Annotated in this window: 25 protein-coding genes; 21 read left to right on the top strand and 4 right to left on the bottom strand. The window is 67.9% G+C overall.

Translation table 11 applies throughout. The features are described 5' to 3' along the window. Positions 1–132: 132 nt before the first annotated feature. The 3 genes from EV665_RS10290 to EV665_RS33085 all read right to left on the bottom strand — a co-directional run bounded on the left by EV665_RS10290 (position 133) and on the right by EV665_RS33085 (position 1841). A complete protein-coding gene (locus EV665_RS10290; RefSeq protein ID WP_162853022.1) occupies positions 133–1113 on the bottom strand; it encodes a FecR family protein in 981 nt (326 codons plus the stop codon). 93 nt (positions 1114–1206) lie between these two features. After that, positions 1207–1719 carry an RNA polymerase sigma factor gene (locus EV665_RS10285; RefSeq protein ID WP_064333281.1) on the bottom strand — a complete coding sequence of 171 codons (513 nt, stop codon included), beginning with the start codon at positions 1717–1719 and terminating at the stop codon, positions 1207–1209. After that, positions 1716–1841, bottom strand: a complete 126-nt coding sequence (locus EV665_RS33085; protein ID WP_281048231.1) for a hypothetical protein — start codon at positions 1839–1841, stop codon at positions 1716–1718. Before EV665_RS33085 ends, EV665_RS10285 begins: the two co-directional genes overlap by 4 nt. Positions 1842–2155: 314 nt before the next feature. On the opposite strand from EV665_RS33085, the gene EV665_RS10280 reads away from it, so the two are divergent. From EV665_RS10280 to EV665_RS10210, 15 genes are all read left to right on the top strand, one after another. After that, positions 2156–2455 carry a DUF2218 domain-containing protein gene (locus EV665_RS10280; RefSeq protein ID WP_064333024.1) on the top strand — a complete coding sequence of 100 codons (300 nt, stop codon included), beginning with the start codon at positions 2156–2158 and terminating at the stop codon, positions 2453–2455. A gap of 33 nt (positions 2456–2488) precedes the next feature. Next, entirely contained in the window at positions 2489–3391 is a 903-nt protein-coding gene (locus EV665_RS10275; protein WP_133034026.1) for a siderophore ABC transporter substrate-binding protein, read from the top strand. Then, positions 3388–4365 carry an ABC transporter permease gene (locus EV665_RS10270; RefSeq protein ID WP_133034025.1) on the top strand — a complete coding sequence of 326 codons (978 nt, stop codon included), beginning with the start codon at positions 3388–3390 and terminating at the stop codon, positions 4363–4365. Before EV665_RS10275 ends, EV665_RS10270 begins: the two co-directional genes overlap by 4 nt. After that, a complete protein-coding gene (locus tag EV665_RS10265) occupies positions 4358–5299 on the top strand; it encodes an iron chelate uptake ABC transporter family permease subunit (protein ID WP_133034024.1) in 942 nt (313 codons plus the stop codon). The genes EV665_RS10270 and EV665_RS10265 overlap by 8 nt, the downstream gene beginning before the upstream one ends. Next, positions 5296–6054 (top strand): iron ABC transporter ATP-binding protein, encoded by a 759-nt coding sequence (locus EV665_RS10260; RefSeq protein ID WP_133034023.1) that lies wholly within the window; start codon positions 5296–5298, stop codon positions 6052–6054. Before EV665_RS10265 ends, EV665_RS10260 begins: the two co-directional genes overlap by 4 nt. Positions 6055–6232: 178 nt before the next feature. Further along, positions 6233–7006, top strand: a complete 774-nt coding sequence (locus EV665_RS10255; protein WP_133034022.1) for an SDR family NAD(P)-dependent oxidoreductase — start codon at positions 6233–6235, stop codon at positions 7004–7006. A 10-nt stretch (positions 7007–7016) separates the two neighbouring features. Further along, positions 7017–7766, top strand: a complete 750-nt coding sequence (locus EV665_RS10250; protein WP_064333029.1) for an SDR family NAD(P)-dependent oxidoreductase — start codon at positions 7017–7019, stop codon at positions 7764–7766. Between the two features lie 109 nt (positions 7767–7875). Continuing rightward, the gene (locus EV665_RS10245) at positions 7876–8964 is read left to right on the top strand and encodes a D-TA family PLP-dependent enzyme (RefSeq protein ID WP_133034021.1); all 1089 of its coding nucleotides are present in this window, start codon (positions 7876–7878) and stop codon (positions 8962–8964) included. 74 nt (positions 8965–9038) lie between these two features. After that, entirely contained in the window at positions 9039–9431 is a 393-nt protein-coding gene (locus EV665_RS10240; protein WP_064333031.1) for a RidA family protein, read from the top strand. Between the two features lie 199 nt (positions 9432–9630). Further along, the gene (locus tag EV665_RS10235; RefSeq protein ID WP_064333032.1) at positions 9631–10170 is read left to right on the top strand and encodes a flavin reductase family protein; all 540 of its coding nucleotides are present in this window, start codon (positions 9631–9633) and stop codon (positions 10168–10170) included. Between the two features lie 124 nt (positions 10171–10294). Next, positions 10295–11647 carry an LLM class flavin-dependent oxidoreductase gene (locus EV665_RS10230; protein ID WP_133034020.1) on the top strand — a complete coding sequence of 451 codons (1353 nt, stop codon included), beginning with the start codon at positions 10295–10297 and terminating at the stop codon, positions 11645–11647. Positions 11648–11656: 9 nt separating this feature from the next. Beyond that, complete coding sequence (locus EV665_RS10225; RefSeq protein ID WP_133034019.1) at positions 11657–12508, top strand: ABC transporter permease; 852 nt, start codon at positions 11657–11659, stop codon at positions 12506–12508. A gap of 32 nt (positions 12509–12540) precedes the next feature. Further along, positions 12541–13515 (top strand): ABC transporter substrate-binding protein, encoded by a 975-nt coding sequence (locus EV665_RS10220; protein WP_064333035.1) that lies wholly within the window; start codon positions 12541–12543, stop codon positions 13513–13515. 8 nt (positions 13516–13523) lie between these two features. Next, entirely contained in the window at positions 13524–14294 is a 771-nt protein-coding gene (locus EV665_RS10215) for an ABC transporter ATP-binding protein (RefSeq protein ID WP_064333036.1), read from the top strand. A 129-nt stretch (positions 14295–14423) separates the two neighbouring features. Continuing rightward, positions 14424–15740: a replication-associated recombination protein A gene (locus EV665_RS10210; protein WP_064333037.1), complete on the top strand. Its 1317-nt coding sequence runs from the start codon at positions 14424–14426 to the stop codon at positions 15738–15740. A 3-nt stretch (positions 15741–15743) separates the two neighbouring features. On the opposite strand, the gene EV665_RS10205 is transcribed toward EV665_RS10210, so the two are convergent. Beyond that, on the bottom strand, positions 15744–16340 hold the full coding sequence (locus EV665_RS10205) for a CDP-alcohol phosphatidyltransferase family protein (RefSeq protein WP_133034018.1): 597 nt from the start codon (positions 16338–16340) through the stop codon (positions 15744–15746). 119 nt (positions 16341–16459) lie between these two features. Between EV665_RS10205 and EV665_RS10200 the strand changes: the two genes are divergently transcribed. The 6 genes from EV665_RS10200 (at position 16460) to EV665_RS10175 (ending at position 22087) form a co-directional block, all read left to right on the top strand. After that, on the top strand, positions 16460–18196 hold the full coding sequence (locus EV665_RS10200; RefSeq protein ID WP_133034017.1) for a bifunctional alpha/beta hydrolase/class I SAM-dependent methyltransferase: 1737 nt from the start codon (positions 16460–16462) through the stop codon (positions 18194–18196). Positions 18197–18203: 7 nt separating this feature from the next. Then, the gene (locus EV665_RS10195) at positions 18204–19538 is read left to right on the top strand and encodes a phosphatase PAP2/dual specificity phosphatase family protein (RefSeq protein ID WP_133034016.1); all 1335 of its coding nucleotides are present in this window, start codon (positions 18204–18206) and stop codon (positions 19536–19538) included. Then, the gene (locus EV665_RS10190) at positions 19535–19972 is read left to right on the top strand and encodes a hypothetical protein (RefSeq protein WP_133034015.1); all 438 of its coding nucleotides are present in this window, start codon (positions 19535–19537) and stop codon (positions 19970–19972) included. Before EV665_RS10195 ends, EV665_RS10190 begins: the two co-directional genes overlap by 4 nt. After that, complete coding sequence (locus EV665_RS10185) at positions 19969–20622, top strand: lysophospholipid acyltransferase family protein (protein ID WP_133034014.1); 654 nt, start codon at positions 19969–19971, stop codon at positions 20620–20622. The genes EV665_RS10190 and EV665_RS10185 overlap by 4 nt, the downstream gene beginning before the upstream one ends. Beyond that, positions 20622–21551, top strand: a complete 930-nt coding sequence (locus tag EV665_RS10180; RefSeq protein ID WP_133034013.1) for a phosphatidate cytidylyltransferase — start codon at positions 20622–20624, stop codon at positions 21549–21551. The genes EV665_RS10185 and EV665_RS10180 overlap by 1 nt, the downstream gene beginning before the upstream one ends. A 197-nt stretch (positions 21552–21748) precedes the next feature. Continuing rightward, a complete protein-coding gene (locus tag EV665_RS10175; RefSeq protein ID WP_133034012.1) occupies positions 21749–22087 on the top strand; it encodes a RidA family protein in 339 nt (112 codons plus the stop codon). Positions 22088–22095: the final 8 nt, after the last annotated feature.

The raw sequence follows: 22095 nt of genomic DNA, 5'->3' as shown, positions 1-22095 counted from the left end.
TTTACCCCCGGTATATCCTCGGGATGCGCCGCCCCTGAAGCGCGCATTCCCGGTGCAGAGACGATCGCCTCGGGAATCTTTTTCACGCTCCCGGCAAATTTCCTGAATTTTTCGGAAAACTTTTCGAAAGGCTCAATAACGGGAGACGATCCGCGCGTAGGGGGAGACCGAGCGCACCTTGCCGCCATGGGGTTTGACGAGCGCCTTCAGCGCCCGGTCGGGATCGCGGAGGTCGTAGAGGCCGGTCACGCGCTGGCGGCCGAGCGTGCGGTCCGGCACGCCGATCCAGGCGGAATGGTAGCGTTGCAGGCGCGCGACGACGCTGTCGACGGTGACGTCGTTGACGAAGAGCAGGCCGCTCCGCCAGGCACCGATCTCCTCCAGCGGAACCGTCGCGCGGGTGATCGCGCCGGTCGCGCCATCGACCGTCGCCATGTCGCCGGGCGCCATTTCGGCGACGGATTGCCCGTCACCCTCGCCGGAAATGCCAACCACGCCGCGGGCGAGCTGCACCGTCGTCGCGGCATCGTCGAGCGCCACGTCGAAGGCCGTGCCGAGCACGACCACGCGGGCATTGCCGGCCCCCACGGTGAAGGGGCGCCGGCCGTCATGCGCCACGTCGAAGAAGGCCTGGCCGGAGAGGAGGCGCACATGGCGGCCCTCGGGCGTCAGCTCGACATCGATGGCGCTGTCGGCGGAAAGGTTGACGGTGCTGCCATCGACGAGCGTCACCACCCGGCTTTCGCCGGTGCCGGTGCGGAAATCGGCCTGGAGCCAGATCATCAGGGCAGGGGCGGCGAGCACGAGGAGGAGCACGGCGGCGAGGGCAAGCGCGGCGCCCGTCGCAAAGGCCCGGCGGCCACGGCGGCGGGGCGGGGCGGCCACCGCGACCGGGCGGGGCGGCCACAGGTCCGCGTGGCGCGGGGGAACTTCGCCGAGAGCCTCCCATGCCTTGAGCGCGTCGCGCCAGGCGGTGCGGTTGCTTTCTGCGCGTGCGAGCCAGTGCTCGATGTCCCGCGCGACCTGCGGACAATCGGGGTCGGCCTTCAGCCGCAACAGCCAGTCCATCGCCTCTTCGAGCGTGCGGCGCTTTTCGTTGTCGTCCTGGATCAAGTTCTTACCCGTGCCCCGGCTCCCCATGCCGCGCATGGCGTTCTAGCCGAATATCAAAGTGCTGCGTAGGGACGATTTGCGCGCGGATTTTTTTCACGGGGCGTCATTGCCGAGCCGAAGCGCGATCTCCACCAGCGCGGCGCGCACATGGCGGTGGGCGGTGGCGACGGAAATGCCGAGATGGGTCGCGACCTCCTCCAGAGTGTAGCCGCCGAAGCGGTGCATCTCCACCGCCACGCGCACATCCAGTGGAAACCGGTCGAGCACTTCGGTGATCGCCCGCACCTCGTCGGAGACGAGCACGGTCTCCTCCGGCGTCTCGACGGCGCGGGGCATCGACCAGAACGGCGGCTCGCCGTCCTGTTCCCTCATCTCGATCCTGCGCCGCTTGATGAGGTCGAGGCAGAGATTGCGCACGATGCGGTAGAGATAGGCGAGCGTCTGGCTGGCGGAGGCGCCATAGGTGTTGGCCGGCGAAAAGCGCAGGAAGGCATCCTGCACGATGTCCTCCGCCGCCTCGCGCGAGCCGAGGATCCGCGTCGCATAGCGGACGAGGGCAGGGCGGTGGGCGGCGTAGAGCAGCGAGGTGGCATCTCCCTCCTTCACGGCGCGGCCTCTTCGATGCGGCTCCAGCGGGAGGCGGTGGGCGGAACGTTGCCCCGGCGCATCAGGCCGCATGCCAGAACCTCTCCCGTCCACTTTTCGGCATCGCCGCGCGTCGCCGCCATTTCCAACCCTTCAGAATCGCCGTGCCCCAGGCGGCGGCCGTGTATTCATGAGACATAGCTTAACATGATTTATCGGGTCAAGTTTAACGGCGAAACGTGACCGTCTGCCACGCCGGTTCCCTGTCGCGGTCTTGCCGGCGGCCGCGACGATCTGGTCCGGCGAGGCGCCATTCCGGACGGGTTGATTGCGCTTTTCGCCGGGGACCGGCTGTGACAGCCGGCTTCCCTTGTCAGGAAAACATGAGTAAGGACGTTATGTTTTCGGTGCTGCCGGCAGGCAGGCCGGTCGTCGAACAAGGATGAAAGGGAAGGCCATGCTCGAATCCGTCGCCTATCTGGAGACCGCTCACGGCCGGAAATACCTGGCCCAACTGTGCAAGCATTTCGCGCACAAGATCGAAGTCACCGCGTCGGAAAACCACGGCGAGTGCCGGTTCGCCTGCGGCCTCGGCATTCTGGATGCCGATGACGATGGCCTGCGCATGACCGCCCGGGCCGGGAACGGCGAGGACCTTGCCCAGACCCAGTCGGTCATCGAATCGCATCTTGCACGCTTCGCCTTCCGCGAGGCGCTTCAGCCGCTCGACTGGCAGTGGCAGAACAAGGCCGTCTGAGCTTTCGCATCCCATCAGCATGACAGGTAGACCATGAAACAGTTCCATCCGCTCGCGGCCTTCGCCGCCCTTGCCCTTTCCATCCTGCCCGCCAGCGCCATGGACGTGGCGACGGCGCAGGGAACGGTCGCGGTCGACGGCGTGCCGAAGACCATCGCCGTCTACGACATGGCCGCGCTCGACACGCTCGACCGGCTCGGCATCCGTCCGGCGGGTGTGCCGGACAAGCTCTACGTTCCCGAGCTGGAGCCGATCAAGGCGGGCGCGACGGTGGTCGGCACGTTGTTCGAGCCTGACCTCGAGGCGCTGAGCGCGCTCGGTCCCGATCTTGTCATCGTCGGCGGCCGGTCCGCCGCCAAGGCGGACGTCACGGCCAAGGTCGCGCCGACCATCGACATGACGATCGACGGCGACGACCTGTTCGGGCAGGCGAAGCTGCGTCTTGAGACCTATGGCGACCTGTTCGGCGAGGTGGAAGAGGCAAAGGCGATTGCCGGCGAGCTCGACGCGAAGCTTGCGGCCGCCAAGGCCGCGGTCGCCGGCAAGGGCACGGCGCTGATCGTCATGACCAACGGGCCGAAGGTCTCCTCCTACGGTCCCGGCTCGCGCTTCGGCTGGGTGCATGCGGCGCTCGGCCTGCCGCCGGCGATCGCCGAGATCGAGACGGCGACCCATGGCGAGGCGGTGTCCTTCGAGTTCATCCGCGAGGCGAATCCGGACTGGCTGCTGGTCCTCGACCGCGCCGCCGCCATCGGCTCCAGCGAGCAGGCCGCGAAGGTGACGCTCGACAACGAGCTCGTCGCGGCAACGACGGCATGGAAGAAGGGCCAGGTCGTCTACCTGCCGGCTCCGGATTTCTACATCGCGGCCGGCGGCGTGCAGTCGCTCGAACGCGTGCTGGCGACGATCACGGAGGCCTTCTCCGCAGCGAAATGAGCGCCAGCGTCCTGCACCCCTCCTTGCGGACCGGAACGATCGCGGGCCTCGGGCTCGCGGTCCTTTTCGTGCTGAGCCTTGCCGTCGGCGTCAGCCCGCTGCCGCTCGGCCGGGTGCTGAGCGATCCCGAAGCACTCCAGCTTCTCCTCGTCAGCCGCCTGCCGCGCACGCTTGCAGCGATCCTCAGCGGCGCCGGACTGGCAATCGCCGGCCTCATCATGCAGACGCTGGCGCGCAACCGCTTCGTCGAGCCCGCGACCGCCGGCACGGCGCAGAGCGCCGAACTCGGCATCCTCCTCGTCACGCTGCTCTTTCCCGCCGCCGCCCTGCCGGTGAAGACGCTCGTTGCCGGCGGCGCGGCCCTGCTCGGCACCTCGATTTTCCTGGCGACCGCCCATCGCCTGCCGCCCGCCCAGCCCTTCCTCGTGCCGCTCTTCGGCATCGTCTATGGCGGGGTCATCGGTGCGGCGGCGACCTATGCGGCCTGGCAGGCGGATCTCCTGCAGTTCCTCGCCGTCTGGACCAATGGCGACTTCTCCGGCGTGCTGCGCGGGCGCTACGAACTGCTGTGGATCTCGGCCCTGATGGTCGCCATCGCCTGGTTCGTCGCCGACCGGCTGACCATCATGGCGCTCGGGCGCGAGGCGAGCATCGGGCTCGGCATCGACTATGCCCGCATGATGCAGATCGGCCTCGTCCTCGTCTCCGTCATCACGGCGCTGGCCGTCGCGGTCGTCGGCATGATCCCCTTCGTCGGCCTTGCCGTGCCCAACATCGTCTCGCGCCTGATGGGCGACAATGTGCGCGGCACGCTGGGCTGGGTCGCCGCCGGCGGGGCGGGGCTGGTTCTTGCCTGCGACATCGTCGGGCGCCTCATCCGCTATCCTTACGAAATCCCCGTTGGCACGGTGATGGGCGTGGTCGGCGGGGCGATCTTCCTCTGGCTGCTCTTCCGGCGTGGCGCCCATGCGTGACCGTCGTCTTCTCGGCCTTGCCGCCGCGGCCCTGGCCGCCGCCGTCGCGTTCCTGGCGATCGGCCTCAAGGGCAACATCGCCTTCGTGCTGGAACTGCGGCTGCTGAAGCTTGCGGCGCTGGTGCAGGTGGGCGTGGCGATCGCCATTTCCACCGTGATCTTCCAGACCGTCACCGGCAACCGCATCCTGACGCCGTCGATCATGGGGCTCGATGCGCTTTATCTCTTCGGCCAGATGCTGATGGTCTTCCTGCTCGGCGGGGTCGGTTACGTGGCGCTCGATCCGCAGCTGAAGTTCGGCCTGGAGGTGCTGGTGCTGATGGCGCTCGCCTCTGCGCTGCTGCTGCCCATGCTGAAGAGCCGCCTCGACATGGGGCTGATGCTGCTGGCCGGCGTCGTCTTCGGCGTCCTGTTCCGCAGCCTGCATTCGCTGCTCGCCCGCCTCATCGACCCCAACGAATTCTCCGTCGTGCAATCGGCGAGCTTCGCCAATTTCAATGCCGTGCGCACCGACCTCCTGGTCTTCGCCGCCATCGTCACGGTCATCGCCGCCGTCATCGCCTGGCGGGCGCGCCACGTGCTCGACGTCGTCTCGCTCGGGCCGGATACGGCAACGGGCCTCGGCGTCGGCTGGGCGGGCACGGTGACGGGCCTGCTGCTGCTCGTCTCCGCGCTGGTCGCCGTCTCCACGGCGCTCGTCGGGCCGGTCGCCTTCTTCGGGCTTCTCGTGGCGGCGCTGGCCGAGCGCATCGTCGATACCCGCCGCCACGGCGTGCTGCTGCCGGCGGCCGCCCTTGCCGGCATCGTCGTGCTCGTCGGCGGGCAGACGCTGTTCCAGCACGCGCTCGGAAACGCGACGGCGCTCGGTGTCGTCATCGAATTCGTCGGCGGGCTCGTCTTCCTCCTGCTGCTGGTCCTCGGGAGCCGCAAATGATCCGGATAGAAAACGTCTCCTTCAAGCACCGAACGACGCCGATCCTCACGGATGTCAGCCTGACGATCCCGAAGGGCGGCGTCGTGGCGCTGATCGGGCCGAACGGCGCGGGCAAGTCCTCGCTTCTTTCGCTCGTCGCACGGCTGCAGCCGCTCCAGGCAGGCGCCATCGACATCGACGGCCTGCCGGTGGATACCACGCCCGGCCGGGAGCTTGCCCGCGTCGTCGCCATCCTGCGGCAGGACACGACGGTGGCAAGCCGCCTCAAGGTGCGCGAGCTCGTCGGCTTCGGCCGTTTTCCCCATGGCCGCGGCCGCCTCATCGAGGCCGACCACGCCATCATCGACGCGGCCATCGCCCAGTTCGACCTTGCCGACCTTGCCGACCGCTTCATCGAGACGCTGTCCGGCGGCCAGCGCCAGCGCGCGCTGGTCGCCATGGCCTTCGCGCAGGGCACGGATTACCTGCTGCTCGACGAACCGCTGAACAATCTCGACATGTATTACGCCCGCGAACTGATGCGCTCGCTGCGCAGCGTCGCCGACGGCAAGGGCAAGACGGTCGTCATCGTGCTGCACGACATCAACCAGGCAAGCGCCCATGCAGACCGCATCGTCGCGATGAAGGGCGGCCGTGTCGTCGCTGATGGCACGCCGGCGGAGATCCTGACGCCGGAAACATTGGAGGCCGTCTTCGGCTTCCGCATGCGGGTGGAGACGATCGCGGACAAACCCTTCGTGCTGCATCAGCTCTGACGCTTGTCACGCAAGAATGTGCGGCGGTTTTGCGATAGCGACATGCGTGGACCCGAAGCGCGTGTGGCTGGCGGCGGCAGTCACCATTGAGCGGTGGGTTGTCTGAACTGCGGTGTTGACTATCGTCGCCGCGGCCCCTCCTCTTCGAAGAGGACATCGCATCGAGGCAGAGGCAACCATGACCGACCAGACCCGAGTAGCGCTCATTGCCGGCGGGGCCGGCGGCATGGGCGCGGCGATCGCCGTACGGCTTTCCGCCGATGGCTATGCCGTCGTCCTTGCGGACCTCGAATCCGAACGTCTGACGGCAGCGGTGGAGGCGGTGCGGGCCAGGGGCGGCGCGGCGCTTGCGGTGCCGCTCGACATGCGCAAGGTCGCTTCCTGTGCTTTTGCGGTGAAGGAGGCGCTTGCCTGGCATGGGCGCCTCGACGTGGTCGTCAATGCCGCAGGCGTCTGGCGCGAGGGCGCGGCCGAGGCGATGACGGAAGAGGACTGGGACATCGTCCTCGACGTCAATCTCAAGGGGGCGTTCTTTCTGATCCAGGCGGCCATTCCGCATCTGGAAAACGGTGCCTCCATCGTCAACATCGCCTCGGACGCCGGCCTCGTCGGCAACAACGGCGCTTCGATCTACTGTGCCTCGAAGGGTGGACTGGTGCTGCTGACCAAGGCGCTGGCGCTGGAACTCGCTCCGCGCCGGATCCGCGTCAACGCCGTGTGCCCCGGCGATGTCGCGACGCCGATGATCGAGTTCCAGGCCGAGCGCTATGGCGGCGGAGACCCGGACGGTTACAAGGCGAAACTCCTGTCCAACTATCCCCAGCAGGCGGCGGCGCGCTTCATCCGGCCGGAGGAGATCGCCCGCATGGTCGCCTATCTCTGCGAGCCGGATGCCGCGGCCATCACCGGGGCCGCGCTCTCCATCGATTTCGGCGTGACGGCCGGTTATTGAGGAGGGACGGATGCAGCGCAAGACGGCGATCATCACCGGAGCAGGGGCCGAGGACGGCATCGGCTTTGCCTGCGCGCGGAGCCTGGCGGAGGAAGGTCATGCCGTCCACCTCGTGGCGACGAGCGAACGGATCTTTGCCCGCGCGGAGGAATTGAGGCGTGCCGGGTTTTCCGCGACCGGCCATGTCTGCGACCTTACCGTCAAGGCCGAGGTCGAGCGCTTGCGGCAGGCGACGGGGCCGGCCGCGGTGCTCGTCAACAATGCCGGCATGGGCAGCCTCGCGCAGCCGGCGCTGCAGCGGGATTTCGCGATGCTGGAGGAGGCGGATTGGGACCGCGGCATCTCCGTCACGCTCAAGACGACGTTCCTTTCGACCCGCCTCTACCTGCCGGACATGCTGGCGGACGGTTACGGCCGCATCGTCAATGTGGCGTCGGTGACGGGACCCTATGTCGCCAATCCCGGCGAGACGGCCTATTCCGCCGCCAAGGCCGGCATGGTGGGCCTGACGCATGCGCTCGCCCTCGAAGCCGGTCCGCATGGCGTTACCATCAATGCCGTGGCGCCTGGCTGGATCGACACCGGCGCCTCCACGGAGGAAGAGCGCCGCGCCGCCAGGGCGACGCCCTGCGGCCGCGCGGGCCGGCCGGACGAGGTCGCCGCGGCCGTCGCCTTCCTCGCCTCGCAGAAGGCGAGCTATATCAACGGCGCGGTGCTGGTGGTCGACGGCGGCAACATCCTCCAGGAGCGCAAGGCCTGAACCCTGCCGAGGACGGGCGCGGGATTTTCGGTTTCACCGCGCCGCCATTTTGACCATAGTGACCGCACCCCCAACGGGCGCTGCAGGCGCCAAGACTGGAAGGTTTTCCATGACATATCCCTGGCCCGACGCCGGCACGCCGCTCGAAGACATCCTCACCCTCATGCCTGTGATCGATGAGGACCGGCTGGCCGCCAACATCGCCCGCGCGCAGGCCTATTTCGACGGGCACGGCAAGGCCTTCCGTCCGCACATCAAGACCCACAAGATCGTCGCGGTCGCCGAGGCGCAGCGGGTGGCCGGCGCCGCCGGCCTCAACTGCCAGAAGATCAGCGAGGCCGAGGTTTTCGCCGATGCCGGTTTCGAGGACATCCTGATCACCTACAACATTCTCGGCGCGGTAAAGCTCAAGCGCCTGCGCGCGCTGCACGAGCGGGTGCCGCGCCTTGCCGTGGTCGCCGACAGCGCCGCGACCGTGGACGGCCTTGCCGGCGCCTTCGACGCCGCCCGTCCGCTGACCGTGCTCGTGGAATGCGATACGGGCGGGCGCCGCTGCGGCGTGCAGACGCCGGAGGCGGCGGCGGAACTGGCGGCCCGGATCGCCGCTGCGCCCGCCCTCCGCTTCGGCGGCATCCTCACCTATCCGGCAACCGGCGGGTCGAGCGCGGTTGAGGCCTTCATGGCCGGGACCATGGCCCTGCTTTCGGCCCGTTGCCTCGATTGCCCGGTGCGCTCCAGTGGCGGTTCGCCGGACCTGTGGAAGGCCCATCTCGTGCCCTCCGCCACCGAGCACCGCGCGGGAACCTATGTCTACAACGACCGCAGCATGGTGCGCGCGGGCCATTGCACGCGGCAGGATCTTGCCATGCACATCCTTGCGACCGTCGTCTCGCGCCCGGCGGAGGATCGCGCGGTGCTGGATGCCGGCTCCAAGGCGCTGACCTCCGACCTGCTCGGTTTCAGCGACTATGGCGAGATCGAGGGCCACGAGGGCGCCCGCATCGTCTCGCTCTCGGAGGAGCATGCGGTCGTCGACCTCAAGGATTGCCGGGACGAATTCCCCGCCATCGGCAGCGTGGTGCGCATCGTGCCGAACCACACCTGCGTCGTCAGCAACCTGTTCGACCGCATGGTCTTCCACCGCGGTGGCGTCGTCACCCGCGTGGAGGACGTCGCCGCGCGCGGCACGGTCTGGTGAGGCGGGATTTCGGTTGACGGCGCGCGGCAAAGCCGCTCGTGCTGAAAGGCAAACGCATTCAAGGAGAATCGGCCATGGCTGAAAACGACGCCCCCTTCTTCATCGAGGACACCGACGAGACGGAGATCTCCTCCGACACCGCCGGCCTCGGCAACCTTCTCGTCACCACGCATATCCCGCTGCGCGCCGACGGATCGCTGGAGACCGGCGATATCAAGACGCAGAGCGTGGCGACGCTGGAGAGCCTGAAGGCCTCGCTGGAAAAGGCCGGCAGCAGCCTTGCCGACGTGATCCACCTGACGATCTACCTCACCGACATGGCCGAGCGCCCGGCCTTCAACGAGGTCTACTGCGCCTATTTCAAGAAGCCCTATCCGGTGCGCTGCGCCGTGGGCGTCGCCGCGCTCGCCGATCCCGGCATGCGCGTCGAGGTGACGGCGATGGCGGCGCGGCGCAGGCGCGCCTGAGCTCATGCCGGACGCACCGTCCTGCTTCCTGGTGCGTCCGGCTGCCTTTTCGCCCGTCGGCAAATGCTCCTGCAGGCGCCGGGCAATCCAAATTCATATTTTCTATAAAAATAGTGAAATAAGAAATGGCGTGCCTGCTGTCCCCGACTTTCGCTTGTTATCCCTATCACCATCAAGGGTCTCAAGCGGAGCGGGAACGATGAATGCCCATGTCGAAAACACGCATTTCAACCTTCACGGCACGTCGGTGATCGAGCAGCCTGCCGATGCCGACACGTTGAAGGCGGCGCTGCGCACCCTCGGCGGCGGCGTCAGCATCATCACGGCCGGCGAGGGCGAGGCCCGCACCGGCGCCACCGTCACCTCTGCGACGGCGCTTTCCGTCGAGCCGGCGCGCATGCTGGTGTCCCTCAACCGCTCCTCCTCCACCTGGCCCGTCGTCGAGCGCTACGGCCATCTCGGCATCAACATCGTCGGCAGCACCCATGAGGCGCTCGCCAACCAGTTCGCCGGCCGCGGCGGCCTTCGCGGCGCCGATCGCTATCGCGGCGCGGAGTGGACCACCGCCGTCAGCGGCGCGCCGCTCCTGGTCGATGCCGTGGCGGCGATTGATTGCGTCGTGGAGGAAGCCATCGAACGGCACAGCCACGTCATCGTCATCGGCAAGGTTCTGGCGATCCGCCTCGGCGCCGGCCATTCGCTGCTCTACCAGGACGGCCGCTACCATGCCCTGTCCTGACGCCTGCTGAGCGGCGCCCCACCGCACCGACTTCCCCATCCATGCACTGCCATCCCCCGCCGCGGGCGGGATCGAGACCCCGTGGCCGACGCGGCCCTTTCCAGACGCGATGAAAGGAAACACGATGACACGCAAGATCAGGCTTGGCGCATTCCTTCCCGGCGGCGGCCAGCACGTCGCTTCCTGGCGCCACCCGGACCAGCCGGCGGACGGTGCCACCAGCTTCGAGTTCCACAAGCAGCTTGCCCAGACCGCCGAACGCGGCCTGTTCGACGCCTATTTCCTGGCGGATAACCTCGCCATCGGTTTCGGTGGCGCCCGGGAAGGGGGCAATGCCCGCGTTGCCGGTTTCGAGCCGGTGACGCTGTTTTCCGCGCTCGCACCCTTCACCAAGAATCTCGGCTTCATCGCCACCGCCTCGACGACCTACGAGGAGCCCTATAACACGGCGCGCAAGTTCGCTTCGCTCGACCTCATTTCCGGCGGCCGCGCCGGCTGGAACGTCGTCACCACGACGGGCGATCCGACCGCGCAGAACTTCAACCGCGAGACCCAACTGCCCCACGCCGCGCGCTACCGCCGTGCCGCCGAGCATGTCGAGGTGGTCAAGAAGCTCTGGGACAGTTTCGAGGACGACGCCTTCCTGCGCGACAAGGAGCGCGGCGTCTTCTACGATCCGGAAAAGCTGCATGAGAGCGACCACCGCGGCGAGCATTTCCAGGTGCGCGGACCGCTCAACGTCTCCCGCTCGCCGCAGGGCCATCCGGTCATCGTGCAGGCCGGCCAGTCGGATGACGGCCGCGGGCTTGCCGCCGCCACGGCGGAAGTGATCTTCACCGCCCACCAGCATATCGGGACGGCGCAGGAATTCTACCGTGACATCAAGGCGCGCGCCCGCGGCCTCGGCCGCAATCCGGACCATATCCTCGTCATGCCCGGCGTTTCGCCCTTCGTCGGCCGCACGCTGGAGGAGGCGCGTGAGAAATACGACCGCCTGACCGCACTGATCGTCGAAGAGGACGGCGTCGGTCTCCTCAACGGGCTCACCGGAGGCACGCTGGACCTCAGGGGCTACGACCTCGACGGCCCGCTGCCGCCCGCCCCGCCGACCGAGGGTATGAAGAGCCGCCAGGCGCTGATCCGCCAGATCGCCGACGAGAACAATTTCACCATCCGCCAGCTCTACCAGTGGATCGCCTCCGCCCGCGGCCACTACACCATCGTCGGCACGCCCGAGACGATCGTCGACACGCTGCAGGAATGGTTCGAGAACGAGGCGGCCGACGGCTTCAACATCCTGCCGCCGTGGCTGCCCACCGCGCTCGACGATTTCGTCGACCTGGTCATCCCCGAGCTCCAGCGCCGCGGCCTGTTCCGCACCGCCTACGAGGGCACGACATTGCGCGAAAACCTCGGCCTGCCGTTTCCCGTCAACCGCTGGGCCGGCGCACGCGCCGCCGTCCAGGCCGCCGAATAGGAGACGACCATGTCCTATGAGAACGTCAACTCCACCCTCGGCGCGGATTTTCGCCTGGCCAGCCGCCCACCGGCGGCGCCAAGGGTGACGTCGCGGCTGAATGCGCTGCTGCCGTCGTTCCTCGCCCGCTATGGCCTGGTTCTGGCCTTCCTGGCGCTCTGGCAGATTTCGAGCACGCAGGGCTGGGTCAACCCTGCCGTCTTCCCGCCGCTCCACACCATCGTCGTGGCCCTTTGGGACAGCCTTGCCAGCGGCGCGCTGCTCGATGACATCGCCATCAGCCTCCAGCGCTCCGGCATCGCCTTTGCCGCCGCCGTCGTGATCGGCATCCCGCTCGGCCTCGTCATGGGGCAGGCCAAGATCGTCGAGCAGGCGCTCGACCCGCTGCTGCAGTTCTTCCGCCAGACCTCGGCGCTCGCGCTCTATCCCGTCTTTATCCTGCTGCTCGGGCTCGGCGAAACCTCGAAGGTCTTCGTCATCTTCTGGGCGACGCTCTTCCCGATCCTGCTCGCCACGATCGGCGGCGTGAAGGAGGTCGACGGCAAGCTTGTCGAGATGGCGCGGACCTATGGCGCAGGGCGGCTGACGATCTTCCGCCGCGTCATCCTGCCGGCCTCGGTTCCCGCGATCTTCGTCGGCCTGCGCCTCTCGGCCACCACGGCGCTGCTGCTCCTCATCGCCGCCGAGATGATCGGCGCCAACAAGGGCATCGGCTTCCAGGTGATGAACGCCCAGTACAATTTCCAGATCCCGCTGATGTTCGCCGCCATCCTGCTTTTGGCGCTGCTCGGTCTCATCGCCAATGCGGTGCTGGTCCTCCTCCAGAAGAAACTCTGCCGCTGGTCGCAGCCCAACGCCTGAATTCCTCATTCTCTTTGTCAAAGGACACCGTCATGACCTTCCATTCGAAGAAGCTTCTCCTCTCCGCCGCCTTCGTGCTCGGCCTTGCCGGCGCGGCTTCCGCGGAAGACGTCAACCTGCGTTACCTCGCCAGCCAGGGCGGCCTGACCGCCCATGAGCTTGCCGCCGAACTCGGCTATTTCGAGGGAACCGGCATCACGCTGGAAAATGTCGGCTACGCGGCCGGCGGCCCGGCCTCGCTGATCGCGCTCGCCTCCGGCGACGTGGAGCTCGGCAGTGCGGCCACCTCCGCCGTGCTGAACTCGATCATCAGCGGCAACGACTTCGTCGCCGCCTATCCCTCGAACGGCATCAATGCCGAGGTCCAGTCGATCTTCTACGTGCTGGAGGACAGCCCGATCAAGGAGATCAAGGACATTGCCGGCAAGAGCATCGCCGTCAACACGCTCGGCGCCCATCTCGACTACACGATCCGCGAGGCGCTGCATTCGGCCGGCCTGCCGACGGATGCGGCCAACCAGGTCGTCGTGCCCGGCCCGCAGCTCGAGCAGGTTCTGCGCTCCGGCCAGGTCGACATCTCGGCCTTCGGCTACTGGCAGACGACCTTCGAGGGCGCGGCCAGCAAGAACGGCGGCCTGCGCGCGATCTTCGGCGATACGGACGTGCTCGGCGAGATCGCCGGCGGCTTCGTGGTGCTGCGCCGCGATTTCGTCAAGGCGCATCCCGAGGCGGCGAAGACCTTCGTGGAACAGTCCGCCCGCGCACTCGACTATGCCCGTGAACACCCCGAGGAAACCCGCAAGATCCTGGCAAAGGCCTTGCAGGAACGCGGCGAGAACCCTGACATCGCACAGTATTTCCGCGGCTATGGCGTTCGTGCCGGCGGTCTTCCGGTCGAGCGCGACGTGCAGTTCTGGATCGACGTGCTGGTGCGCGAAGGCAAGCTGAAGGAAGGCCAGCTCGCGGCCAAGGACGTGCTCTATTCGCCCGACGCGGCAACGAACTGAGGCCCACAATGAGCCTTGCTCCCGCGACGATCCGTGGAGAGGTGACAATCCGTCACCTCTCGAAATCCTACACGCTCGATGGCCGGCCGCTGCCGGTTCTCGACAACATCAACCTGAAGATCCGCTCGGGCGAGAGCCTTGCCATCGTCGGCGCCAGCGGCTCCGGCAAGACGACGCTGCTGCGCATCCTCGCCGGGCTGGAGGATGCCGATGGCGGCGAGGTGCTGATCGATGGCAAGGCCGTCTCGGGCGTCGGCGCGGAACGGGCGGTCATCTTCCAGGAGCCGCGCCTGCTGCCCTGGCTGACGGTGCTCGAAAACGTCGCCTTCGGCCTCGATACGCGCGGTGTTTCCCGCGAGGAGGCGAAAGCCCGCGCGCGGCGCTACGTTCAGCTCGTCGGCCTGCAATCCTTCGAGAACGCCTATCCGCGCCAGCTCTCCGGCGGCATGGCGCAGCGCGTCGGCATTGCCCGGGCGCTTGCCGTCCAGCCGGAGATCCTGCTGCTCGACGAACCGCTCGGCGCGCTCGACGCCATGACGAAGATCGGCATGCAGCAGGAGCTGACGCGCATCTGGCGCGACGAGGACGTGACGACCATCCTCGTGACGCACGACCTGGAGGAGGCGATCTACCTTGCCGACCGCATCCTCATCCTGCCGCGCGAGAAGAACGCCGCGCCGCGGCTGATCGAGATCGACCTGCCGCGCCCGCGCGACCGCAGCGCGCCGGAATTCGTGCGCCATCGCGAGGAACTGCTGACCCTCTTCGGCCTGCACTGACCGCGATCGTGCACGATTGCCTTTGACCCCGCCTGCTCCGGCCGATAGACGAACGTCATCCGGCCGGGCAGGCGGGCTTTTGCGTCAGGCCGCCGGGTTGGACAGGACCGTTCAAGACCGGAGGATGCCATGACCGATCTTTTCGACGCCGCGCCGCGCCCCGGCGCCATGCCGCTCGCCGCAGAGCTGCGCCCGGCGAGCCTGGACGACGTGATCGGCCAGGAGAAGATCATCGGCGAGGGCACCATGCTGCGCCGGCGCATCGCGGCCGGACGGCTCGGCAGCATCGTGCTCTACGGCCCGCCCGGCCTCGGCAAGACGTCGATCGCGCGCGCCATCGGCAACATGCTCGGCAAGAACTTTCGCCCGCTGCACGCCGCGCACAACAACGTGGCCGACATCCGCAAGATCGCCGACGAGGCGCGCATGCGGCCGACCCTGCTCTTCGCGGACGAGGTGCATCGCTTCAGCGCGACGCAGCAGGACCATCTCCTTGCGCTCTGCGAGGAAGGCGTCGCCGACTTCATCGGCGCGACGACCGGCAATCCCTACCACACGCTGACGCCCGCGCTCATCTCCCGTTCGACCATCCTGAAGCTGGAGCCGCTGACGCTGGAAGAGATGGAGGAAGTGGTGCGGCGGGGGCTTCGCCATCTGGCGGCGCGGGGCATCGCGGTGGAACTGGAGCCCGCCCAGTTGCGCCGCATCGCGGGCCGCTCCGGCGGCGACGCGCGGCGGGCGCTGACGGTTCTCGAAAGCCTTGCCGTCGGGCACGCGCCGGGAAAACCCGTCATCATCACCGAGGCGATGGTCGAGGAGGCCTATGCAGCCGCGCCCGTCAACCACGACCGGTCGGGCGATGCGCATTACGACGTGGTCTCGGCTTTCGTGAAATCGATGCGCGGCTCCGATCCCGATGCGACGCTCTACTGGCTTGCCCGGCTGATCCATGGCGGCGAGGACCCGCGCTACATCGCGCGCCGCATCATGATCCATGCCTCCGAGGATGTCGGCCTTGCCGACAACACAGCGCTGCAGACGGCGGTGGCCGCGCTGCATGCGGTGGAGAAGATCGGTTACCCCGAGGCGCAGATCATCCTTGCCCATGCCGCCCTGCACGTCGCCCGGGCGCCGAAGTCGAACTCCGCCTGCCGCGGCATTTCGCTGGCGCTCGCCCATGTGGCGAATGAGGCGCCGTCGGCGGTGCCGATGCATCTGCGCGATGCGCATTACAAGGGCGCGGCGGCGCTCGGCCATGTCGGTTATGCCTTCCCTCATGACGACGGGCGGGGCTGGAGCGAGCAGGTCTACGCGCCGGATGTTCCGCGCGGCGCCTTCTACCAGAGCGACGCCCGAGAGGCGGGGACCTTCGAGCGGCGGGCCGACGAGCACTGGGACCAGGTCACCGGCCGGCCGACGCCGCGCCGCTTCGGCGAGAAGCGCTGACGGCTACGGTCCGGTGAGGCCGGCCCGCACCCGGTTGGCGACCGTCCAGGCGAGCAGCACGCAGGCGATCGGCTGGATATGCCATGTCCAGGCCGGCAGCGTGCCGAAACCGGCGACGAGGGCGCCGAGCGCGCCGAAGAGGAGGGCCCGGTCGCTCTTGCCCATCGGCCCCTCGTAGCTGCGGCCGTTGCCATGGGCGACGCCGAGCACGCCGGCGAACTCCGTCAGCGCCGCGAGGAAGACGATGGCGGTGAACCACGGCAGGGAAAAGGGCGCCACCAGCGCGAAGGGCAGGTAGAGCGCGGCATCGGAGACGACATCGGTGATCTCGTTGAGATAGCCGCCGAGCGGGCTCTTCTGGCCGTGTTCGCGGGCGAGCATGCCGTCGATGGCGTTGAGCCCCATGCGCAGCAGCATCCAGACGGGAACGAGCGCGAAAAGGGCGGGCGCCGGATTGACGAGGAGCAGCGCGCCGATCCCCACCGAGACGAGCGCGGCGATCAGCGTCACCTGGTTGGCCGTGACGCCCATGGCCGCCAGCCGCCCCACCAGCGGGCGAAGCAGGTTCTGGAAGGACGATTTCAGTTTATAGATCGACATGTCAGCTCGAATCCGCTCGATTGCGTGCAACAAAAGAGGATGCAATCGACATGAAATCAACTGCAAACATGCGTCCTCATCCGTATAGGTGCTGAGGTTTCCGCAGGAGAGATGACAGCATGATCGAATCCGCCTTTGCGAGCCATGACGGCGTGGAGCTTTTCTACCGTGCCTGGCCCGCCCGGTCCGGCGCGGCGAAAGGCGCGGTCGTTCTGCTGCACCGGGGCCATGAGCACAGCGGCCGGGTGGCGCATATCGCCGAGGAGCTCGGGCTCGACGACTTCGCCTTCTACGCCTGGGATGCGCGCGGCCATGGCCGGTCGCCCGGCGAGCGCGGCCATTCGCCGTCCTTCGCCCATTCGGTACGCGATCTCGACTGCTTCGTCCGCCATATAAGCGAGACCGGCGGCTTTTCCATGGACCAGGTCGCCGTCGTCGCCCAGAGCGTCGGCGCCGTGCTGGCCTCCACCTGGGTGCATGACTATGCGCCGGATATCCGTGCGCTGGTGCTGGCCTCGCCCGCCTTCGACGTGAAGCTCTACGTGCCCTTCGCCAGGGAGGGCATTGCGCTCTGGCAGAAGCTCAAGGGCACGTTCTTCGTCAATTCCTACGTCAAGGCCCGTTTCCTGACGCATGATCCGGAGCGCATCGCCTCCTTCGAGGCCGATCCGCTGATCACCCGCCCCATCGCCTCCAACATCCTCCTGGAACTCTACGAGGCGGCGGACCGGGTGGTCGCCGATGCGCGTGCCATCACGGTGCCGACGCAGCTTCTCGTCTCCGGCAGCGATTTCGTCGTGCGCCATGCGCCGCAGCACCGCTTCTTCGAAAATCTCGGCAGCACGATCAAGGAGCGCCATGTGCTGCCCGGCTTCTATCATGACACGCTCGGCGAGCGGGACCGGGCGAAGGCGCTCGAAAAGGTGCGGACCTTCCTCCTCCAGCGTTTCGCCGAGCCGCCCGTGGTGGCGGATCTGCGGCGCGCGCATCTTTCCGGCCATACCCGCGACGAGGCCGACCGGCTGGCGACGCCGCTGTCGCTGCTCTCCCCGCGCGGGCTCTACTGGGCGCTGACGCGCGCCTCGATCCGCCTCGGCGGCCTCTTCTCCGGGGGCATCGAGACGGGTTTGCGCACCGGCTTCGATTCCGGCTCGACGCTCGACTATGTCTATGAGGACGAGGCCCGCGGCCTCGGCCCCGGCGGACGGCTGATCGACCGGCAGTTCCTCGACGCGATCGGCTGGCGCGGCATCCGCCAGCGCAAGGTCCATCTGGAGGAACTGATCGGCAAGGCGCTGGCACGCCTGAAGGCCGAGGGACGGCCGCTGCGCGTGCTCGACATCGCCGCCGGCCACGGGCGCTACGTGCTCGATGCGGTCGCGGCGTCCGAGGCGAAGCCGGAGAGCATCCGCCTGCAGGACTATTCGCCGATCAACGTGGAGAAGGGCACGGCGCTGATCGCCGGGCGCGGCCTCTCGGCCGTGGCGGAATTCCACCGGGCGGACGCCTTCGACACGGAGGGACTTGCCGCGATCACCCCGCGGCCGACGCTCGCCATCGTCTCCGGCCTCTACGAGCTCTTCCCGGACAATGCCCTGATCGAGGCCTCGCTGGCCGGCCTCGCGCGGGCGATGGAGCCGGGGGCGCTGCTCCTCTATACCGGCCAGCCCTGGCATCCGCAGCTCGAAATGATCGCCCGGGCGCTGACCTCGCATCGCGACGGCGAGGCCTGGATCATGCGCCGGCGCACCCAGCAGGAGATGGACCAGCTCGTGGCGGCCGCCGGCTTCCGCAAGGTCGAGCAGCGCATCGACAAATGGGGCATCTTCACCGTCTCGCTGGCCGAGCGCATCTGAGGCGGCCATGGGGGAGGGCGTCGCATCTGTCCTTGCCGTCGATCGCCGCGCGGTTTTTCGCGCCGCGGCGCTGTGGCTCGTCTTCCTGGCGCCGTTCTTCTACCTGACCTACGGTTTTTCCAACTGGCTGGCCGCGCAGCGGGCGGACGTGCCCAATCTTGCCTTCGGCTGGGAGCGGCACATCCCCTTCCTCGCCTGGACGATCCTGCCCTACTGGTCGATCAACGCCTTCTATGCGCTCTCGCTCTTCGTCAACGAGACGCCGGCGGAGGTCGGCCGGCTGGCGCGGCGCTACCTCACGGCGCAGGTCTTCGCCGTTCTCTGCTTCATCGCCTTTCCGCTGCAGGCGATCTTCGTGCGGCCGGAGACGCAGGGGCTGCCGGGTTTCCTGTTCGACGTGCTCGGTGGCTTCGACAAGCCGTTCAACCAGGCCCCTTCGCTGCATGTCGCCCTGCTGGTGATCATCTGGGATCACTGGAGCGGGCGGCTACGGGGAACGATGCTGGCGGTCTGGCATGTCTGGTGCGTCCTGATCGGCGTCTCCGTCCTCACCACCTGGCAGCATCACGGCATCGATATCCCGACCGGCGCGCTGCTCGGCCTCTTCGCCCTCTGGCTGTTCCCGGCCGGCCGGCCGTCGCCGCTGGCAGGGTTCCGCCTGACGGTCGATCGGAAGGCGCGGCGGCTCGCCCTCTATTATGCCGCCGGTGCGCTGGTCTTCCTGTTCCTTGCGGTGTGGGCGACGTTTGGATCCGGGGCGGGGTTGCTGCTGCTCTGGCCGGCGCTTGCCCTCGCCATCGTCGCGCTCGCCTATGCCGGCGCCGGGCCGGATGTGTTCCAGAAACAGGGCGATGGCCGCATCAGCTTCGCAAGCCGCTGGCTGCTGATGCCCTACAGGCTGGGGGCGCGGGTGAACGCCTGGTGGTGGACGCGGCGCCTGCCTGATGCCGTCGAGATTGCCGACGGCGTCTTCCTCGGCCGGGTGCCGACGCGGCGTGCCCTTTCGACCTATGCCGCCGTCATCGACATGACGGCGGAACTGCCGGGCCTTGCCGTTCCCGGCCTTTCCTGGCGCGCCTTCCCGACGCTCGATCTGCTGCCACTCTCCGCCGCCCGCATCCGCGACGCGGCGCTCGCCGCCGAGGAAGCGGGACGGCATGGGCCGGTGCTCGTCTGCTGCGCGCTCGGCTTCCAGCGCAGCGCGCTCGTCGCCGCCTGCGTCCTGATGCGGAAGGGGCTTGCGGCCAGTGCCGCCGCAGCCGTCGCCCAGATCCGGGCGAAGGGGCGGCCGGTGCATCTTGCGCTGGAAACCTATGCCGCGATCGAGGAGGCGGCGCGATGACCGACTGGCGGACGATCGTCGCGGATGCCGTCCGGCGCCTGAGGCGCAACGGCCTTGCCGGCGGGGCGGCGGCGCTGCTGATCCTCGCCGCGGCGCCGCCAACGGCCGGCGCCCATGGTTTTTCCGGGCCGCTCGCCTGGGGGCTGCTGCTCGCCTTCTGCCTCGTGCCGCTGGCGCTTTCGCTGCATCTCCTGTTCGATGCCGCGCTCTTCCAGCTCGCGGCCTCCCATGACGGGGAAGCGGCGGGGCTTGCGGCCATCGATGACGTTCTGGCGCGCATGGGACTTCGCGCCAGGGGCGGCGTTTCGGCAACGCTGCCGGAACGCCTCCGGGGATGCCGGCGGCTGCTCTGGCTGCAGCGGATCGCATTGGCGGTCGCCGTCGTGCTCTACCTCATCCTGCTCCTCGACGGGATGGAGGGAGGCGGGGCATGAGCGCGAACGACGCATCCCTGTTGCAGACGGTATCCGGCGCGATGCTCGCCGGCCTTTCGCGCGCCGTCACCGGCGTGCGGCCGATCTGGGCCGGCTCGGCGCCCTACGGCCGGCAACGCATCTATTTCGCCAACCATGCGAGCCATGGCGATTTCATCCTGGTCTCCACCTGCCTGCCCTTCGCCGAACGCCGCCGCACGGCCGCCGTCGCCGGGGCGGACTACTGGAATGCCGGCCCGATTCGCCGCTTCATTTCCGGCAGGATGCTGCGCACGGTGCTCGTCGAGCGCAACTGGGTGGAGCGCACCGCCGATCCGATGCAGGTGATGCTCGCCGCGCTCGATGCAGGCCAGTCCCTGATCTTCTTTCCCGAGGGCACGCGCAACATGACGGAGGAGCCGCTCCTGCGCTTCCGCTCCGGCCTCTACAATCTCGCGGCGCTTCGCCCGGATGTCGAGCTGGTGCCCTGCTGGATCGAGAACATGTCGCGCGTCCTGCCGAAGGGTGCGCTGTTGCCGGTCCCGCTGCTCTGCCGCGTCGTCTTCGGCGCCCCGCTGGTGCTGGAGGAAGGGGAGGAGCGAAAAGCCTTCCTCGAGCGCGCCCGCGCGGCGCTTCTCGCCCTTGCGCCCCGAAAGGATGGAACCCGCTGATGAGCGACGACACGCGTCTTTTCCTCGGCCTCGCCTCGGTGCTCGTCATCGCGAGCCTCGTTGCCGGCGTGCTTTCCTGGCGCAGCGAGAAACCGCTGCCGGCAACGCTCGAAAACCTGAATGCCCGCATCAAGGCCTGGTGGATCATGGTGGCGGGCATCAGCCTCGCCTTCCTGTTCGGCACGGGCGGCGTGATCCTGCTCTTCGCCTTCGTCTCCTTCGCGGCGCTGCGCGAATACGTCACCCTCACCAACACGCGCCATGCCGACCGCTGGACGCTGCTCGGCATGTTCCTGATCATCGTTCCGGCGCAGTACTACCTGATCTGGATCGACTGGTACGGGCTCTATTCGATCTTCATCCCCGTCTACTGTTTCCTCGCCATGCCGGCGCTGACGGCCATGCGCGGCGACACGTCCCGCTTCCTCGAACGGGTCAGCGAGCAGCAATGGGGCATCATGCTGTCGGTCTATTGCATCAGCCATGTGCCGGCGCTGGTGACGCTGCCCATTCCCGGCAACGAGGGGCGGGGCCTGCTGCTCATCGCCTTCCTCATCGCCACCGTGCAGGGCAGCGACGTGCTGCAGTACATTTTCGGAAAGCTCTTCGGCAGGCACAAGGTGGCGCCGAGCATCTCGCCGTCGAAGACCTGGGAAGGGCTGATCGGCGGCATTGCCAGCGCCTCGCTGCTCGGTGCCGGGCTCTACTGGCTGACGCCGTTCTCGCCGCTCGAAGCCGGCGCGCTTGCGGCGCTCGCCTGCATCATGGGCTTCTTCGGCGGTCTCGTCGCCTCCGCCATCAAGCGCGACCGCGGGGTGAAGGACTGGGGCCACATGATCGAGGGCCATGGCGGCATGCTCGACCGCGCCGACAGCCTCGTCTTCGCCGCCCCCGTCTTCTTTCACATCGTGCGTTATGCCTGGACGTAGTGTCTGGCCGCCGGTGGCAGGGCGGCGCGAGCCTTTGCCAGCTCTGGAAATGGCGAGGCTCAGTGGCAAGTTGCGCTCGCCCGGCGTTTCGGGCATTGATGCCGCGCTGCCATCGCCGATCGGCGCGGAATGCGCCGGCTTCATCCCGTCGGCTTTCGGCAAAACCAATCTGTGATCAACACCATGGGAGATTTTTCATGATCCAGCGTATCAAGCCCGGCAAGCGCTTCTGCCAGGCCGTCGTCGTCAACGGCGTCGTCACCACGGCCGGCGTCACCGGCAGTGGCGCCGACACGGTCGCCCAGACCCGCGACATCCTGGCCACGATCGACGGCCTTCTGGCCGAGGCCGGCACTTCCAAGGCCAAGCTGATCAGCGCCAACATCTGGCTGCGCGACATCGCCCATTTCGCCCAGATGAACGACGTCTGGGACCAGTGGGTCGATCCGGACAACCTGCCGGTCCGCGCAACGATCGAGGCCCGCCTCGCCGCGCCGGAACTGCTGGTCGAAATCCAGGTCACCGCGCTCGTCTGAGCCTTGTG

Origin of the sequence: Shinella granuli (genome assembly GCF_004341885.1) — a bacterium.
GTDB lineage: Bacteria > Pseudomonadota > Alphaproteobacteria > Rhizobiales > Rhizobiaceae > Shinella > Shinella granuli.
This window is presented reverse-complemented; position numbering and strand designations above follow the sequence as displayed.

Excerpts from the sequence above, each read along its gene's own strand:
- EV665_RS33085 (WP_281048231.1), bottom strand. The coding sequence starts at position 1,841 with ATGGCGGCGACGCGCGGCGATGCCGAAAAGTGGACGGGAGAGGTTCTG.
- EV665_RS10280 (WP_064333024.1), top strand. The coding sequence starts at position 2,156 with ATGCTCGAATCCGTCGCCTATCTGGAGACCGCTCACGGCCGGAAATAC.
- EV665_RS10275 (WP_133034026.1), top strand. The coding sequence starts at position 2,489 with ATGAAACAGTTCCATCCGCTCGCGGCCTTCGCCGCCCTTGCCCTTTCC.
- EV665_RS10270 (WP_133034025.1), top strand. The coding sequence starts at position 3,388 with ATGAGCGCCAGCGTCCTGCACCCCTCCTTGCGGACCGGAACGATCGCG.
- EV665_RS10265 (WP_133034024.1), top strand. The coding sequence starts at position 4,358 with ATGCGTGACCGTCGTCTTCTCGGCCTTGCCGCCGCGGCCCTGGCCGCC.
- EV665_RS10260 (WP_133034023.1), top strand. The coding sequence starts at position 5,296 with ATGATCCGGATAGAAAACGTCTCCTTCAAGCACCGAACGACGCCGATC.
- EV665_RS10255 (WP_133034022.1), top strand. The coding sequence starts at position 6,233 with ATGACCGACCAGACCCGAGTAGCGCTCATTGCCGGCGGGGCCGGCGGC.
- EV665_RS10250 (WP_064333029.1), top strand. The coding sequence starts at position 7,017 with ATGCAGCGCAAGACGGCGATCATCACCGGAGCAGGGGCCGAGGACGGC.
- EV665_RS10245 (WP_133034021.1), top strand. The coding sequence starts at position 7,876 with ATGACATATCCCTGGCCCGACGCCGGCACGCCGCTCGAAGACATCCTC.
- EV665_RS10240 (WP_064333031.1), top strand. The coding sequence starts at position 9,039 with ATGGCTGAAAACGACGCCCCCTTCTTCATCGAGGACACCGACGAGACG.
- EV665_RS10235 (WP_064333032.1), top strand. The coding sequence starts at position 9,631 with ATGAATGCCCATGTCGAAAACACGCATTTCAACCTTCACGGCACGTCG.
- EV665_RS10230 (WP_133034020.1), top strand. The coding sequence starts at position 10,295 with ATGACACGCAAGATCAGGCTTGGCGCATTCCTTCCCGGCGGCGGCCAG.
- EV665_RS10225 (WP_133034019.1), top strand. The coding sequence starts at position 11,657 with ATGTCCTATGAGAACGTCAACTCCACCCTCGGCGCGGATTTTCGCCTG.
- EV665_RS10220 (WP_064333035.1), top strand. The coding sequence starts at position 12,541 with ATGACCTTCCATTCGAAGAAGCTTCTCCTCTCCGCCGCCTTCGTGCTC.
- EV665_RS10215 (WP_064333036.1), top strand. The coding sequence starts at position 13,524 with ATGAGCCTTGCTCCCGCGACGATCCGTGGAGAGGTGACAATCCGTCAC.
- EV665_RS10210 (WP_064333037.1), top strand. The coding sequence starts at position 14,424 with ATGACCGATCTTTTCGACGCCGCGCCGCGCCCCGGCGCCATGCCGCTC.
- EV665_RS10205 (WP_133034018.1), bottom strand. The coding sequence starts at position 16,340 with ATGTCGATCTATAAACTGAAATCGTCCTTCCAGAACCTGCTTCGCCCG.
- EV665_RS10200 (WP_133034017.1), top strand. The coding sequence starts at position 16,460 with ATGATCGAATCCGCCTTTGCGAGCCATGACGGCGTGGAGCTTTTCTAC.
- EV665_RS10195 (WP_133034016.1), top strand. The coding sequence starts at position 18,204 with ATGGGGGAGGGCGTCGCATCTGTCCTTGCCGTCGATCGCCGCGCGGTT.
- EV665_RS10190 (WP_133034015.1), top strand. The coding sequence starts at position 19,535 with ATGACCGACTGGCGGACGATCGTCGCGGATGCCGTCCGGCGCCTGAGG.
- EV665_RS10185 (WP_133034014.1), top strand. The coding sequence starts at position 19,969 with ATGAGCGCGAACGACGCATCCCTGTTGCAGACGGTATCCGGCGCGATG.
- EV665_RS10180 (WP_133034013.1), top strand. The coding sequence starts at position 20,622 with ATGAGCGACGACACGCGTCTTTTCCTCGGCCTCGCCTCGGTGCTCGTC.
- EV665_RS10175 (WP_133034012.1), top strand. The coding sequence starts at position 21,749 with ATGATCCAGCGTATCAAGCCCGGCAAGCGCTTCTGCCAGGCCGTCGTC.